13 protein-coding genes are annotated in these 16,188 nt (G+C 58.9%); 4 read left to right on the top strand and 9 right to left on the bottom strand.

Annotated features, from left to right (window positions below; translation table 11 throughout):
* Positions 1-483: 483 nt before the first annotated feature.
* The 5 genes from NMA52_RS18370 to pth form a co-directional block, all read right to left on the bottom strand.
* Complete coding sequence (locus NMA52_RS18370; protein ID WP_254829175.1) at positions 484-1,614, bottom strand: lycopene cyclase family protein; 1,131 nt, start codon at positions 1,612-1,614, stop codon at positions 484-486.
* Positions 1,611-2,294 carry a carotenoid biosynthesis protein gene (locus tag NMA52_RS18375; protein ID WP_254829176.1) on the bottom strand — a complete coding sequence of 228 codons (684 nt, stop codon included), beginning with the start codon at positions 2,292-2,294 and terminating at the stop codon, positions 1,611-1,613. The genes NMA52_RS18370 and NMA52_RS18375 overlap by 4 nt, the downstream gene beginning before the upstream one ends.
* Positions 2,295-2,948: 654 nt before the next feature.
* Complete coding sequence (locus NMA52_RS18380) at positions 2,949-3,785, bottom strand: phytoene/squalene synthase family protein (RefSeq protein WP_254829177.1); 837 nt, start codon at positions 3,783-3,785, stop codon at positions 2,949-2,951.
* A complete protein-coding gene (locus tag NMA52_RS18385; RefSeq protein WP_254829178.1) occupies positions 3,778-5,265 on the bottom strand; it encodes an NAD(P)/FAD-dependent oxidoreductase in 1,488 nt (495 codons plus the stop codon). The genes NMA52_RS18380 and NMA52_RS18385 overlap by 8 nt, the downstream gene beginning before the upstream one ends.
* A 48-nt stretch (positions 5,266-5,313) precedes the next feature.
* Entirely contained in the window at positions 5,314-5,862 is a 549-nt protein-coding gene (gene pth, locus NMA52_RS18390) for an aminoacyl-tRNA hydrolase (RefSeq protein WP_254829179.1), read from the bottom strand.
* Positions 5,863-6,024: 162 nt separating this feature from the next.
* On the opposite strand from pth, the gene NMA52_RS18395 reads away from it, so the two are divergent.
* From NMA52_RS18395 to pyrH, 3 genes are all read left to right on the top strand, one after another.
* The gene (locus NMA52_RS18395) at positions 6,025-7,323 is read left to right on the top strand and encodes a hypothetical protein (RefSeq protein ID WP_254829180.1); all 1,299 of its coding nucleotides are present in this window, start codon (positions 6,025-6,027) and stop codon (positions 7,321-7,323) included.
* Between the two features lie 29 nt (positions 7,324-7,352).
* Complete coding sequence (tgt, locus tag NMA52_RS18400; protein ID WP_254829181.1) at positions 7,353-8,486, top strand: tRNA guanosine(34) transglycosylase Tgt; 1,134 nt, start codon at positions 7,353-7,355, stop codon at positions 8,484-8,486.
* Positions 8,487-8,557: 71 nt separating this feature from the next.
* Positions 8,558-9,295 carry a UMP kinase gene (pyrH, locus tag NMA52_RS18405; RefSeq protein WP_254829182.1) on the top strand — a complete coding sequence of 246 codons (738 nt, stop codon included), beginning with the start codon at positions 8,558-8,560 and terminating at the stop codon, positions 9,293-9,295.
* Between the two features lie 364 nt (positions 9,296-9,659).
* Here pyrH and NMA52_RS18410 read toward each other — a convergent pair whose 3' ends face one another.
* The 3 genes from NMA52_RS18410 to NMA52_RS18420 form a co-directional block, all read right to left on the bottom strand.
* Positions 9,660-10,916 carry a metal-dependent hydrolase gene (locus NMA52_RS18410; protein ID WP_254829183.1) on the bottom strand — a complete coding sequence of 419 codons (1,257 nt, stop codon included), beginning with the start codon at positions 10,914-10,916 and terminating at the stop codon, positions 9,660-9,662.
* 3 nt (positions 10,917-10,919) lie between these two features.
* Complete coding sequence (locus NMA52_RS18415) at positions 10,920-12,407, bottom strand: hypothetical protein (protein WP_254829184.1); 1,488 nt, start codon at positions 12,405-12,407, stop codon at positions 10,920-10,922.
* Between the two features lie 149 nt (positions 12,408-12,556).
* On the bottom strand, positions 12,557-13,687 hold the full coding sequence (locus NMA52_RS18420) for a hypothetical protein (RefSeq protein WP_254829185.1): 1,131 nt from the start codon (positions 13,685-13,687) through the stop codon (positions 12,557-12,559).
* Between the two features lie 215 nt (positions 13,688-13,902).
* Here NMA52_RS18420 and proS point away from each other — a divergent pair, with 215 nt between their 5' ends.
* Positions 13,903-15,372, top strand: coding sequence for a proline--tRNA ligase (gene proS / locus NMA52_RS18425; protein WP_254829186.1), 1,470 nt, complete (start codon positions 13,903-13,905; stop codon positions 15,370-15,372).
* A 187-nt stretch (positions 15,373-15,559) separates the two neighbouring features.
* On the opposite strand, the gene NMA52_RS18430 is transcribed toward proS, so the two are convergent.
* Positions 15,560-16,018, bottom strand: coding sequence for a hypothetical protein (locus NMA52_RS18430; protein ID WP_254829187.1), 459 nt, complete (start codon positions 16,016-16,018; stop codon positions 15,560-15,562).
* Between the last annotated feature and the right edge of the window lie 170 nt (positions 16,019-16,188).

A 16,188-nucleotide genomic window follows, 5' to 3' on the forward strand; every position in this document is an offset into this window, starting at 1 on the left:
GCGCATCAGCCCCCTATGGGCCCACACCAAAAACACCAACTTTTCTATTCGTTTTTCGCCTTGCTTCCAAAGCGGCTGCAAAAGTACAGCAAGTTATTTTCCCGTGCAAGTTTTGAAGCAAAAAGTTTTCATTCGCTTCCCCGCCTACCCGGCCAAAATCCCCTGCTCGTTCGCCGGGGCCGCAAAGGTAGCATCACCCACTCCGTTCCTGCAAGCCCTCCGAAACATTTTTTCGAAAACTTATCTGGAAGCCGAAGCCTCCCCCCGGGGCGATCCGTCCACCGCGCTGCGGCCGTTGCCGCAGACGCCTCGGGGGCGGAAGTCTTCACTATGGGGGGAACGCCAATGGCCTCTGAAAGACCCGGCGGGTGCGCGCACTTATCGTTTGCGGGATGGCAAAGATAGGGCGCGTGATTGTAAACGTACAAGCACAAGAGTAGTTTAAATCACGTCTCTTTTTCTTCCCTCCCCCAAGTCCGTGATTCACAGCAACTCCCGTACGAAAGTGGTTCCGAACACCCCCACGGGCGTGGTTGCCATCAGTCGCATTTCCTGCCATAGCGTACTCTCCCCGTTCAGAAAAGCCAGTACCCGGGCGGGCGGATTGTCCCGAAAGAGGTTGACGAAGAGTAGGTCTCCGGGCAACTTCCCCTCCTGCAAAATGCGCAGTAGGGTCGCATCGTACAGCAGATGACGCTCGGGCCAAACCCGTGTATCGCGTATTACCGGAAAGTCGCGGGCCACGCGCGCCAGCTGCCGTTGTAAACCGTGAAAGGTGTAACCGGTCGAGGGCCGCGCCGCGCCACCGCCGAGTCCTATATATATAAGGTTACCGCGCCGGCGGGGATACGTATAGGTTGTCATCGGGATGTTGCCCGCTTCCGTATGGGTGATCCGGTAACCTTCGCGGGTCCAGTGATCGTGGAGATACTGCCTGATCAATTCGTCGTAGCCTTCGGTAGTCAGGTGGTGGTTACTGAAGATGGCGATTTCTACCAGAGCCCGGCGTTTGCTGAAGGGCAGCACGTAGAAGAAGCGCGTTTCCCCCTCCTGCGGGGTCCGGAAATCCATCATGGTCGCCGTTTCCGGATCGAAGGTGTCCGCCTCCGTCTCCACGAACCACCCCCGGAAGTGCTGATCGAGGTAGGGCTGGTTCACCTCGCGGTAATCGAGCGGGTGCGGCAGACTACTAAAAAGGTGGGTAGCGGTATACGCCTCGCCCTGCATCCGGAAGTGTACGCGCTCGGGACCCGGCAAAAACTGGTCCGCCGTAGTGAAGCGTCGCTCCACCTGGGGTAAACGGTCGATGATGGCGTTGACGTGAGCGTAGAAGTCGCTGCTTAGGATCAGCTTATAGGCATAGGGCCGCAGCGCGCAGGAGCAACGCACTTCCCCGTTGTCCAACATCACCTGGTTCCAGCGATAATGTACCAACTCCTCGAAGGGGCCTTCCCCCCGGTCCCAGTACGACCAGGTCCGGTCATGACCCTCCTTGCGTTCGGGGTCGACCAGCAATACGCGCTGTCCCGCCAATTTACCGGCCCGCTCCAGGTGGTACAGCAAACTCAGTCCGGCCAGTCCGCCGCCGATTACCGCGATGTCGTAATCACTCACAGTGCCAGGTTCAGGACGATAAAGAAGAAGAGCTGCGCCAGAAGGTACACCACTAATACCGGACTCCGGTAGCGAATGCGGAGGAGTTGCACGGGCAGGGAAATGACGAAGGCGATAACCGCCCACATCAGGTAATTCTGTAGGGGGATTACCCCCCCGGCCCACTGCCAGTAGTCCAGTTTGACGGCTACCGGCTCGATAGCTACATCGTAAGCGGCAATCAGGATGCTTGCCAATCCCGCGGCCAGCCAGGGTCGCTTTCCGGTGAATCGCTCGGCCAGGTCATTAGTGGCCAGCGTGAGTACGCACCAGTTCAGTGCAATGACGAAGGGTACGCCCAGCCACTGCCACCACATCGTAGGTCCGTAGACGTAGGATCCGAAAATAGCTCCGGTAGCCACCCCCACCGCTTCCGCGGCGAAGGTGAAACAGTATGCACCTATCAGCCACGCCCACAGTCGGCGATCTCCATTTCGCACGTAAATGCTGTACAAGAGCAGTCCGTTGATGACCAGTAACAATCCGTCGGTAGTGTACCGGGTCACCGGCAGCACGGCCGGCAGGGTGTGCGCCAGGGCCCCGGAGGCAAAGGCGAACAGCAAAAACCAGATGAGGTAATGTTCCCCGGAGGTAAGCGACTGTTCTGCTCCATCGCGGGCGGCCGAAAAACGAGTAGACAAGGGGCTCTCCATTTGATCACAGTATAGACGTAAGATGAAGAAAATGGTTGGGAGCTTCTCGTCGGTCGTCAGGTGCAGCCGTAGAAAATCCGTGTACCATCCGTGGCCATCCGTGGTGAACGTGTCTCGGACCAGAGGCCGCTCGACCTATTGTTTCCACTCGGCGTGCAACGCCTCGACCCTGTTTCTATCTGAGACGTGCGGCAGCGAAATCCGTGAAAATCCGCGCCCATCCGTGGTGAACACGTCTCGGACCAGAGGCCGCTCGACCTATTGATTCCACTCGGCGTGCAACGCCCCGACCCTATTTCTACCTGAGCCGTGCGGCAGTAAAATCCGTGAACATCCGTGGCCATCCGTGGTGAACCTGTCTCGGACCAGAGGCCGCTCCACCTACTGCTTCCACTCGGCGTGCAACGCCTCGACCTGAGACGTGCGGCAGCGAAATCCGTGAAAATCCGCGCCCATCCGTGGTGAACAGTCTCGGATCAGAGGCCGCTCGACGTATTGTTTCCACTCGGCGTGCAACGCCTCGACCTTACTTCTACCTGAGACGTGCGGCAGCGAAATCCGTGCCCATCCGTGGTGAATAGGTCTCGGACCAGAGGCCGCTCCACCGTGTGGTTATCTCCGCTCCCGCGCGCCGCCGCCCCCCTACAACAGGTTGAACCGGTGCTTTACCGCCGAACTCGCAAGCAGGTATACCTTACGGCTATCCGCTACCCGGATACGACGTTCGGTCACGTGGCGGGCCGGAACATTACGGATCTTCTGAAAAAGCTTAGTATAGTACACGTAAGCCAGATAAACCCCCAGCCGGGCACTGGTCGGCAGCTGTACGATGCCGGTATACGCGTGGTCGAAATCGGCCTTAATGTCGGCCTCAATGGTGGCCTTAACGTCGTTGTCGAACTTTTCGTAGTCCACGCCGGGAAAGTAGACCCGGCCCCGGTCGTGGTAATCGGACCGAATGTCGCGCAGAAAATTGACCTTCTGGAAGGCGGCTCCCAGCGACTGAGCGGACGCCCGCAACCGATCGTACTCCGCTTCGTCGCCGTCTACGAACACTCGCAGACACATCAATCCCACCACCTCGGCCGAGCCGTAGATGTACTCACTGTACAGGGAGGAATCGTAGCGGGTGTTGTCGAGGTCCATCTCCATGCTGTCGAGAAAGGGGTCGATGAGGTCGCGCCCGATCCGGTAACGGTGGGCGACTTCCTGAAAGGCCTGGAGGATGGGGTTCAGGCTGATGCCGTGTTCGAGGGCGTGGTAAGTATCCTGCCGGAACCGCTCGAAGAGCATCTGCTTGTCCTGATGGTGAAAGGTATCGACGATCTCGTCGGCAAAGCGCACGAATCCGTAGATGCCGTAGATCGGCGCCCGCAGCGGGGCATCGAATACCCGGATGCCCAGACTGAAACTGGTGCTGTACCGGCGAGTGACCAGGGAGGCACACTCGCGACACACTTGTTTGTACAGACTAAGCATGCGTCAGGGGATAAGCTCGTTTAATATCGCGGGCGGCCACTTCGCCGGAGATGATACTGGGCGGCATTCCGGGGCCGGGCGTGGTCAGCTGTCCGGCGTACCAAAGATTACGGATTTTCTTACTACGCAATTTAGGCTTTAAAAAGGCAGTCTGCCGCAGCGTATTCGCAAGCCCGTAGGCATTTCCGCGGTAGGCATTGTAGTCCTCCCGAAATTCCCGGTGGGCGTATGATCTACGGTAAACGACGTGGGGCCGGATGTCCAGACCGGCGCGTTGGGCCAGTCGCGTACACATGAGGTCCCAGTAGTGCTCGCGCATTTCCTCGTTGTCGTCGAGGCCGGGAGCCAGGGGAAGCAGAAAGAACATATTCTCGCAACCCACCGGAGCGACGCTTTGATCGGTAACCGAGGGGGTACAGACGTAAAAAAGCGGATCTTCCGGCCACCGGGGATCCTCGTAGATGTCGTGAGCGTGGCGATCGAAGTCGGCGTCAAAAAAGAGGGTATGGTGGTGAAGTCCCGGGACTTTCCGGTCGAGACCTACGTAAAACAGGAGGCTCGAAGGGGCCATGGTCCGGCTTTCCCAGTAGGCGGAGGAGTACATACGGTCGCCGGGGGCTAGCACCTCCTGCTCGAAGTGATGGTAATCCGCGGCGCAGATCAGCATATCGGTCGGGTAAGTCCGTCCATCTTGCGTCGTTACCGACCGCACACTTCCTTCCCGGGTATCCACTTCGGAGACGGCGCTGCCACTGATGATCTCCACCCCCTGCTCGCGGGCGACGGTCGCCATGCCCTCGATGATCCGGTGCATACCGCCCAGGGGGTACCAGGTACCCAGGGCGAGGTCGGCGTAGTTCATGAGGCTATACAGTGCCGGAGTATTGGCGGGGGTAGCCCCCAGAAACAATACCGGAAACTCGAGCAGTTGGATCAACTGGGGGTGCTTAAACAGGCGGCGCACGTAGGTCGACATATCCGTCAGCATCTGCAGCTTAAAGACCGACTTAAGGACCCGTACGTCGGCAAAATCCAGGACGCTGTGTCCCGGCTTCTGCACGAATTCGTTGATCCCCACGCGGTACTTGTACTCAGCCTCCTGTAGAAATTTGCGCAGTTTGGGCGCGCTGCCCGGCTCGAGACGTTCGAAGAGCGCGAAGAGTTCGTGTACCGTAGCCGGCACCTCCACCCGGTCCTCTACGCCGAAAACGATCTCGTAGCTGGGGTCTAAGCGCACCAATTCGTAAAAATCGGCGGCGGTACGGCCGAAGGCGTTGAAGAAGTTCTCAAAAACTTCCGGCATCCAGTACCAGCTCGGCCCCATATCAAAGGTGTAGCCGTCGGCGCTGAACGTCCGGGCCCGCCCGCCGAGTCCTTCGTTCTTTTCCAAAATCCGAACGCGGTAGCCGTCGCGCGCGAGGTAGGCGGCGGCGGAGAGACCGGCGAATCCGGCCCCGACAATGGTAACTTGCTTGCTCAATTAGGCGGGGAATGATGTACCGGCCTAACAGCAATCCGGGTAGAGGGTTTATCGGTTGAAGGTACTCATCGTATTTCCCAGTCCGTGGGCACAGAAGCTCAGGCAGGCCTCGCCGGCGTCCTTCAGGAGGGCGGGCAGTCCGTCACGTTCTTCCGGCGTCCATTCGCTGAGCACGTAGTCCGCCTGCTGGCCGGGATGAAAGTCCTTACCGATCCCCACGCGTAGGCGGGCGTAGTTATTTCCGCCGGTAAGTCGGTCAATGTCCTTGAGGCCGTTGTGGCCGGCATCGCTGCCCTTCCCGCGCAGGCGCAGACGCCCGAAGTCGAGGTGGAGGTCATCCATCACCACCAGCAGATTTTCCTTCGGAATATTCTCGGCCTGCAGCCAGTACCGTACGGCCTTTCCGCTGAGGTTCATGTAGGTGCCGGGTTTGAGCAGGATGAGCTGCTTGCCCCGGTGCTTGATGCGGGCCAGATCACCGTGGGTGTCGCTCGCCCAGTCGTCGGCTAGTTGCTCCACGACGCGGAAGCCGACGTTATGACGGGTGTCTTCGTACTTGGGGCCGGGATTGCCGAGACCGACGATGAGGAATTTCATGGGAGAGGGGATGGTAAACTACATTCGCCCCATTCGGCGGGGACGCGGGTGCAATGCAAAGGTAGAAAAGCAGGCTTACCCGCTTACCCGTTGGACGGTTCCGAACCGTCCAACGGGTAAGCGGGTAGGCATAGCTACCTTCGGCCCGCAAAGGATACTAATGTGTCCGATTTATACACCTATATCACCCCACCTACCCCCACCCTGATGTTGAAAACACCTATTTACCTACCCCTGAGTTGCACCCTATTTCTTATCCTTTGTCTTTTCCAGAGTCCCGTATTCGGTCAGTGGAGACCGACCGGCTTTCCGACCGGCTACAACATCTCGGACGTATCGACCATGGGCGACAAGATCGTCGTCAACGTCGGGGGGGCGGTGTTCGTCACTTCCGACGGGGGCGTAACGACGGATTACATCTCTCGGAATGCCGATCTCGGCTATGCCGCCTATTCCCATAATATCGGTACGGTTCTGTACGTGTCCACCCCGGTCGGCCGGATATACCGGACGTCCGACCTTGGCGACACCTGGGAGCAAGCTACCCTATCGCCCTACGACCCCAATGCGATCATGAGCGTCTTCCAGGCCAATGGTTTCCTGCTGGCGACCAGTTTGGGGGGCAAAGTTTACAAGTCCACGGACGGTCTGAACTGGTCGGCAATCGACCTTAATATTGCGGATGATCTCCGTGGTCGTATCCTGACCCAAGGGATCACCTTCGGCGACACCATCCTCATCGGAGGCGACGACGGGGCCATTAGATCCGTCGACAATGGGGAAAACTGGACGTACGTCAAGCCGGAAGGAGACGGAATTCAGTTCATGGACCTTGCCGTCGGAAGCGACGGGACGATCTACGCCGGAACCGGGGCCCGGGGAGTCTTTACCTCGGTCGATACCGGAGCGACGTGGACGTCCTTCAACAGCGGTCTGCCGGAAGACAGGAGAAACATCGTCGACCTGATCGCGGCGGGAGATGACGTATTTCTTGCCCTATCCGTCGATGCCCCGAACCTCTATAAACTCGACCGGGAGCAGGGTGTATGGGTACGGCTGTGCACCGGCGAATCCCAGGAACTCCTCTTCAACCGCCTTGCCGCCAACAACGGAATACTGTACGCCGGAACGACCACTGAGGGCGTCTGGAAACGCCCACTTAGCGAATTGGTCGGTGCGACCTGCCTGCTTACCTCAGTGCACAACTTCGGCACCGCCACTTCCCTGAACGGATTTCCTAATCCGGTAACGGACGTACTGACCGTGGAGCATACCTTTTCCGGTGAGTACATCGAGTATTCAATCTTTGATGTGTACGGAAGAGCCGTCGGTACGGGAAGGTTGGAGAACCATGGTAGCCGCTTAAACATTCCGACTGCGCGACTGGGTACGGGAATGCACGTCATTCTCCTCACGGACGAGCGGCGGGTTTCGGGGAGGGTGACCTTCGTTAAATCGTAGTCTCCACCTCACCCGCTACCTTCGCGCCAATGCAGTTTACCCTACAGCACACGGACTCCGCCACCGACGCCCGGGCCGGCGTGATCACCACCGACCACGGACAGATACAGACCCCCATCTTCATGCCCGTGGGTACCCTCGGTACCGTCAAGGGGGTCCACCAACAAGAATTGAAGGAACAGGTGCGCGCCCAGATCATCCTCGGCAATACCTACCATCTTTACCTGCGTCCCGGAATGGAAGTGATGGAGGCGGCGGGCGGCCTGCATAAATTCATGAACTGGGAGGAGCCTATACTTACCGATAGTGGTGGCTATCAGGTTTTCAGTCTGGCCCACCGGCGCAAGATCACCGAGGAAGGGGCCACCTTTGCCAGCCACATCGACGGGAGCAAGCATCTTTTTAGTCCGGAAAGCAGTCTGGCGATCCAACGATCGATCGGCGCCGACATCGTGATGGCATTTGACGAATGTCCCCCCTACCCTTCCACCCACGAGTACGCGGAAAACAGCATGCACCTCACGCACCGCTGGCTCGAACGCTGCGTGACCTATATGCGGGACTCTCCACCAAAGTACGGCCACTCACAAGCGCTCTTCCCTATCGTGCAGGGGGGGAGTTATGATGATTTGCGAAAGAAGTCCTGTGAATTCATTGCCGCCCAGGATCAACCCGGTAACGCCATCGGAGGCCTTTCCGTCGGGGAACCCATCCCGGATATGTACCGCATCACCCAACTATGCTGCGACATACTACCGAAGGAGAAGCCGCGCTACCTCATGGGCGTAGGCACTCCGGCCAATATTTTGGAATGCATCGCCCGAGGGGTGGATATGTTTGACTGCGTGCTGCCCAGCCGCAACGCCCGTCACGGCATGCTCTACACCCGTCAGGGCATCATTAATATCCGCAACGCGAAGTGGAAAAACGATCATTCGGCCATCGACGATCATGCCGATGCCGCCCCCACTTCGCGGCTGCATTCCAAGGCCTACCTCTGTCACCTTATTCGCTGCGGGGAATTGTTGGCGGGCCAGTTGGCTACCCTACACAACCTTACCTTTTATCTTTCCCTGGTTCGGGAGGCGCGCCGGCGCATTCTTGACGGCACCTTCGCCACGTGGAAGGATGCTGTGGTACCACAACTAGAACAAAAACGCTAAGCTCACCCGGCATCGATTAATTACCTTTGCCCGGCGCCGCAGGCAGCAGCGAGAATAAACCTACCCGCCTCATGGCTTTAAAGTACCGCCGCATTATGCTCAAATTGTCTGGTGAAACCCTGATGGGCGACCAGCAATACGGCATCGACCCCAAAATGCTTACCTACTACACTAAGCAGATCAAGGAGCTCATCGACATCGGCGTCGAAGTCGCGGTGGTCATCGGGGGAGGAAACATTTTCCGGGGATTATCGGCCGCTGAGTCCGGCGTAGAGCGTACCCAGGGTGATTACATGGGTATGCTGGCGACCGTCATCAACGGAATGGCGCTGCAGAGCATGATGGAAACGCACGGGGTGTACACCCGCCTCATTTCGGCCATCGAGATGCAGCAGATCGCCGAACCGTACATCCGTCGCCGGGCTATCCGCCACCTGGAAAAGGGGCGGGTCGTCATTTTCAGCGCGGGTACCGGGAACCCCTACTTCACTACGGATTCCGCCGCCGCCCTGCGCGCCAACGAGATCGGTGCGGATGTCATCCTGAAGGGTACCCGGGTAGACGGCATTTACACCGCCGACCCCGAGAAGGATCCCACGGCTACCAAGTACGAGCAGATCTCCTTCCGCGAAGCCATGACGAAAAACTTGCGCGTCATGGACCAGGCGGCCTTCGCGCTCTGCGCCGAAAATGATCTTCCCATCATTGTTTTCGACATCAACGAACCCGCCAATCTCCGCAAGATCATGTTCGGGGAATCCGTCGGCACCCTGGTTACGAACATCACGTCCGCCCGCGTCCCCGTGTAGCGTCGGCTTACACCGATAAGCTGCCCCAACGTCAGTTCCTTCTAGTACCACACCCGTGTAGCGTCGGCTTACACCGATAAGCTGCCCCAACGTCAGTTCCTTCTAGTACCACACCCGTGTAGGGTCGGCTTCAGCCGATAAGCTGCCTCCAACGTCAGTTCCTTCTAGTGCCACACCCGTGAAGCGTCGCTTTAGCCGATAAGCTGCCTCCAACGTCAGTTCCTTCCAGTACCGCACCCGTGTAGCGTCGGCTTCAGCCGACATGCTGCTCTTGACGTAAGTCATATCCGGTGTTACACGCTATAGCGTCGGTTTCAGCCGATATGCTGCCCCCGACGCCTCTACAGCATAACGACTGTCGTCTCTACTCCCCCAGCATCCGATCCCACAGTTCCGCGAAGAACGCCCCCATCCGTTCGCTGCGTTGTGTACCGGCTTCCTCGCTTTCCGGCATCACGCGTACGGGACGCACGGTCGTATCGATCTGCCAGCTGAAGAGGTAGGATGTCGGATCATCGGGATCATCGCCGATCAGGCCGTAACGTAGATCATTAAGCTGGACGCGACCGCCGCCCACCGGGGTTACGGAATAAATGTCGTTGCTGAACCAGCGTAGAATATCGAGTTCGCGGTCGCCGTGGAAGGGAGCCAGCAGGTCGTGTCGTCCCTCGATGCGCAGGAGGGGCTCGAAGGTGCGCTCCTTATCGAGCAGGCTGTAGTCTCCGACGTAAAAGGTATCGGTCCCGGATTGGGCTAGCCCCGTCCACAATAGGTTGTTGCCCAGGGTCGGTCCCTGAAGCATGCGCTGTGCTACGACGTTCCGATCGGCGATCGTGCCTTCTAGCACGTTGCGGACATTGAAGTGGTTAACGGCGGTGAGAATTAGGTAAGCGGACGATACCAAGAGGCCCGCTGTATTGAGCTTGTGCCGCTCCCGCGTTCCCCGCCCGCTTCTTGCCGCAAGTACGAGGAGGAGTAAAAACGGGAGAGTGTAGAGGGGGTCGACGACGGAAATCGTGTTCCAGGCCACACGGGTTGCCCGGAAAGGTTCGAAAAATTGGGTGCCGTAGGCCGTAAAGCAGTCGAGCAGGGGGTGGGTTACGATCGCCAGAAAGAACAGCAGGATCCACTGCCCCCTCCCCGGATTGACGTGAGTACGCGACTTTTCGTGATTGCGCGCCTGGGAGTGCTGTACACGTAATGACCACCACCCGACGATCATACACATGCCCGCGAAGGCCGCCGTGACAATCGCCGCGATGCCGGGTACGCCATACACCGGAATGGGCATCGCGAAACTGCCCGCCGTGAGCAGGAGCCAGAAGGCGAGTATGCTTCCTAAAGTATACACCCAACGACGCCCGCCCGGCGGATCGGCGTGCAGTCGGTGTACGGTCCAGCCGATCAGGGGACCGGCCAGTAGCGCGAAGGGCAGACTGTGGGTAAATGCCCGGTGGTACGCCAGGGCGCTCATCGGATCGGTCACGAGGCCCGAGAGTACGTCGAGGTCCGGCAGCGTGCCGGCAATTCCACCCCAGAGCATGGCTCGGTTACCGAGTTTGCGACCCAGTACGGCTTCGCCTACCGCGGCACCGAGAACTACCTGCGTGAGGGAGTCCACGTCCTAAAAACCGGCGGTGAAGCCGCGGAAGCCCACGGTAAGCAGTACGGAAACCCGACTCCGGTCGGTCGTCAGCGTCTGTCCGGGGATGACCAGCGTTTGGTAGGGTTGTTCGAAGGTGGCGTAGGCAGCGTACTGAGCCGCCAGATCGACGAAGAATTTACCCCGGCTGTAGCCCGCCCCGGCCCCGTAGGTGATGATGGCTTCGTCCTCCACCTCGGCATAATTCGCGTAAGGTACCTGCCGGTAGCCGACCCCGGCCCGCAGTTGCAGGGGCTCCAGGTTAAGCTCTCCCCCGACGCGAACGCCTAGACTACTACTCAGGAAGGCGTCGACGTCGGCATTCGTGGCCTCATTGGCCGTAGCAAAATCATCAAAGCTGACCTCGTTGGTGGTGAAGTCGCTGTAATCGGCATCGACACTGAGGAAGCCGCGCTTGCCCACCAGCACTCCGGCCCCGAAAATGAATTTCCAGGGGGTCTGGAGGTTAAAGGTGGCTTCGGAGATGGGGCTGAGTTCCGTTCCGCCGAGGGCATCTCCGTCCAGGGTGTAGAAGTAACCGAAGGACGTCGCGTACCGCTCATCAATCGCCCAAAAGGTAGGCGTATGCAGGGCGGCGGAAAAGCGGAGTTGCTCGGTGGGCAGGAAATTAACCCCAAATTTGAGGTTAAAACCCGTTCCGTTCGCCGTCAGATTCTGGGTGTAGGCAGAGTTGTCGAATGCCGGAATGAGCCCCTCGTCGTCGACCTCATCGTAAGTGAGATCTTCCTCGAAGGAAAAGAAAGGAATACCAATGGAGAGCCCCCAGAGGATTTTTTCCCGGTAGTTTCCGCCGAATCCAATGGCGACTTCGTTCATGCTGCCGCGGCGGTCGTAGAGTCCGTCGCGCCGAATGGGTTCGTTGCGGGGCTGCCCGGTATCGAAGTTATAGAAATCGGAGAAGACGCGATCCGTCCCGTCTTCGTAAATGACAAAATCGGCGGCCAGGTCCGCGCCGAAGGGGTCCGGCTCATTGATGTCGATCAGCTCCGCGAACCCTTCGATGATGCTGCCAGGGCTACGGCCGGAGAAGCGCGCCTGTTGGTTGAAGTCGGCCAGTCGCGTTACGCTTACGCCGAAATTGAGGGTCGACCAGTTCACCGAACGGGTAGTGCCGGCAAAGATCACGCTCGCGCTCGGCAGGGTAAAGGTGGCGGCGGACTCGCTGACCGGTCCGTTACTGGCCTCCCCGCCCAGCAGGGCGTCGGTCCCCGTAAAGCTGAAGCCGGGAGTGATCTGTGCCACGTTGTAGCGGTTCCACCCGATGCCGGCAGGATTCGTGTGCAGGGTGGTACCGTCTACTCCCATGGGCGTAAGACTTCCGGCGGTTCCGGCGAAGCGCGCCGACCCCAGCGGAGACGTGAAGGAATAGCGGAGAACGTCCTGGTAGGTTTGTCCGCTCGCTAGGCCCACGGTCAGCAGGACGAGTAGAACGGAGAGTAAGCTTTTCATTATCGGGATTCTTGGCATAAGGTTAATCCTCCCCCGAATTGAAAGTTTGCGCGGCGGGGGCGATTTATGAGTTCTTTAAACGGAACGACGAAAAAAGGGGGAAGAACGCTTGTTCCTCCCCCCTTTCGGATCTGTTGCGGATAGTAACCTTACTCCTCTCCACCGCCGCGGCGGGTGGGGGTACTACTGCGACTCGGGCTGGCGCTGCGCGTCGAAGAACCACTACGGCTCGGCGTGGCGCTGCGGGTTGGCGAGCTGCTCCGGCTGGGCGTGTAGTTACGTGAGGGCGTAGCGCTGCGGGTCGGGGTGTACTGTCGACTCGGAGTCGTACTGCGGCTAGGCGTGGCGTTACGGCTAGGGCTGTAGTCGCGGCTCGGGGTAGCACTGCGGGTAGGCGTAGCCCGACGTGTCGGGGTAGCGGAGCGCGAGGGGGTGTACGTACGGGAGGGCGTCGCAGTACGTGCATCGGAGCGGCGGGGGGCGGCCGTAGAGCGGGTAGCGTCGGAGGTACGCGTGGAGCGGGCTCCGTTAGTGATGGTACGGCTCTGCGGGGCGGCCGAATTGCGGCGGGCGCGTTCTACACGGTCGGCGATCGAAGTAGTCGCGGCACGGGGCGTATTGACGACCGGACGGCTATTGACGCTGTTGGGAACGGTGTACACGTTACCGGCTCCCCAGGCGGGGGGACAGTAGTACCCGGCACCGACGAATCCGCCGCCGCCAAAACCACCTCCGTAGGCACCGGCGCCGTAGCCAAACGGACCACCGAAGTAACCACGGTTGAAGCCGCCGCCCCAGGTATTGGCGTAGAAGGGATCGTTCCATCCGAAACCACTACCGTAGTAGTTCCGGTTCCAGCCACGGTTGCCGTACACGACACCGTAGGGAGTATATACCGGACGGTTAAAACGATTAAAGCTGTTGTAGTTGTTGTAGATCAGCACCGTCGTACCGGCGGGGCGGAAGAACGGATCGTAGTAGGCTACGTCGACGTAAACCGGGTCGTAATAACCGAAGCCGGCGTAGGGCCGGTTGAACCGGCGGATGCGGCTGGAGTAGTAGTAGTCGTAATAATCGTCGGCGTAATAATCGTTATCGACGCGGCGATCGTCACGTTCTACGTAGTCATCGTTGTCGCGGTAATAATCACGGGTAACTTCCGTACTGCGGAACTCATCCGGATCGTAGTACATATCGTCGTACTGGGCGCTGGCACTCGTGGACACGAGCATCAGTGCGAAGAGCGAAGTGGCCGCGAAGAGTAGCTTTTGCTTAAGCATGATGGTTGTATTTGTGTAATCCGTGAGTCTGCCACTTATTACAAAGTCGAATGTAGTAAGTTTGTGCCCCGAAATCGGTTAAAGCGGACTTAAAGTAGGCAAGAAAAGCGTTAAACGCCCGCTTTACGACCTATGTCCGGATAAAATTCTCGTCCGGGGGCGCTGCCTTAGTCCACTCTATTTCAACGTTTTACCCCACCCTAAAGTTGACCCCCATGGCCAAAGCGATCACGACCAGAGCAGAGAATTATTCGGAATGGTACCTCGACATCGTCAAGAAGGCCAACCTGGCCTCCAACAGCGCCGTCCGGGGTTGTATGGTCGTTAAACCGAACGGTTTCGCCATCTGGGAGAGGATGCAACGGCAGTTAGACGATATGTTCAAGGAAACCGGCCACGTCAATGCCTACTTTCCCCTCTTCATTCCCAAGTCCTTCCTCAGCCGCGAGGCCGAGCACGTCGACGGATTCGCCAAGGAGTGCGCCGTAGTCACCCACCACCGCCTCATGAACGATCCGAACGGCGGCGGGGTGGTGGTCGATCCCAGCGCCAAGCTGGAAGAGGAGCTGATCGTGCGGCCGACGTCCGAAACCATTATCTGGCACACTTACCGCGACTGGATCACCAGTTATCGCGATCTGCCCCTGCTCATCAACCAGTGGGCCAACGTGGTTCGCTGGGAACTGCGCACCCGCCTGTTCCTGCGCACTGCCGAATTCCTGTGGCAGGAAGGCCATACCGCCCACGCCACCGCCGAGGAGGCGCTGCAGGAAGCGCTACAAATGCAGGAGGTATACGCCACTTTCGCCGAGGAATACATGGCCATGCCCGTCCTGCGTGGCGTCAAAACCATTAACGAACGCTTCGCCGGAGCCATCGACACCTATACCATCGAGGCCCTGATGCAGGACGGTAAGGCTCTCCAGGCCGGCACCAGCCACAACCTCGGGCAGAACTTCGCCAAGGCCTTCGACGTCAAGTTCAGTAATGCCGAAAATCAGGAGGAATATGTCTGGGCCAGCAGCTGGGGCGTCTCCACCCGTCTGATCGGTGGACTCATTATGACCCACAGCGACGACGAAGGACTCGTCCTTCCCCCCAAACTGGCCCCCGTTCAGGTCGTGATCGTCCCCATCCCGAAGCCGAACGACGAACTCAACGCCAAGGCGGAAGAGTTGATGCGCGAACTCCGGGCCCGGGGCATCCGCGTGACCTACGACAACGACGAAAAACAACGACCCGGCTTCAAGTTCGCGGAAAACGAGCTGAAGGGCATCCCCATTCGTCTCGGCCTCGGGAAGCGGGACCTCGACAAGGGTACCATTGAAGTCGCCCGCCGCGACGAAAAGACCAAGGAAAGCCAACCGCTCGACGGCATCGTGGATTACGTAGCCAACCTATTGGATGAGATCCAGCAGAACCTCTTCGACCGGGCCGTTCGCTTCCGCGAGGAACACACGAGCTACGTCGATACCTTCGAGGAATTCCAGGAAGTTATCGACCGCGACGTCCCCGGCTTCATCTACGCGCACTGGGACGGCACCACCGAAACGGAACTAAAGATCAAGGAACTGACAAAGGCCACCATCCGCTGCGTTCCCAACGACCGGGATGCGGAAGCCGGGAAGTGCGTTCTCACGGGTAAGCCGAGCGCCGGCCGGGTAGTGTTTGCTAAGGCTTACTGACCGTAATTTGAGGTCGAGTGGCCTCTGGTCCGAGACAAGTTCACCACGGATGGGCACGGATTTTGCTACCGCACGACTCAGGTCGAGGCGTTGCACGCCGAGCAGGCAATAGGTCGAGCGGCCTCCGGTCCGAAACAAGTTTACCACGGATGGGCACGGATTTGCACGGATTTTGCTGCCGCACGGCTCAGTCGAGGCGTTGCACGCCGGGCAGGCAGTAGGTCGAGCGGCCTCTGGTCCGAGACAAGTTCACCACGGATGGGCACGGATTGAACACGGATTTTGCTGCCGAACGGCTCAGGTCGAGGCGTTGCATGCCGGGCAGGCAAGTCGAGCGGCCTCCAGTCCGAGACAAGTTCACCACGAATGGGCACGGATTGAACGCGGATTTCGCTGCCGAACGGCTCAGGTCGAGGCGTTGCACGCCGAGCAGGCAGTAGGTCGAGTGGCCTCCGGTCCGAGACAAGTTCACCACGGATGGGCACGGATTGAACACGGATTTTGCTGCCGCACGGCTCAGGTCGAGGCGTTGCACGCCGAGCAGGCAGTAGGTCGAGCGGCCTCCGGTCCGAGACAAATTCACCACGGATGGGCACGGATTGAACACGGATTTTGCTGCCGCACGGCTCAGGTCGAGGCGTTGCACGCCGAGTTCGGCAATAGGTCGAGTGGCCTCTGGTCCGAGACAAGTTTACCACGGATGGGCCTTTAGACTTGCCTTAAAGAGAAACATACATATATGACCATCATCATTATGTGTAATTTCTTTTTGGCTTCTTTTTTCTTTGTGGATTTCACACCCAAAGTGTGGAAAAC

This window comes from Lewinella sp. JB7, assembly GCF_024297185.1.
In the GTDB taxonomy this organism is placed as follows: domain Bacteria; phylum Bacteroidota; class Bacteroidia; order Chitinophagales; family Saprospiraceae; genus Neolewinella.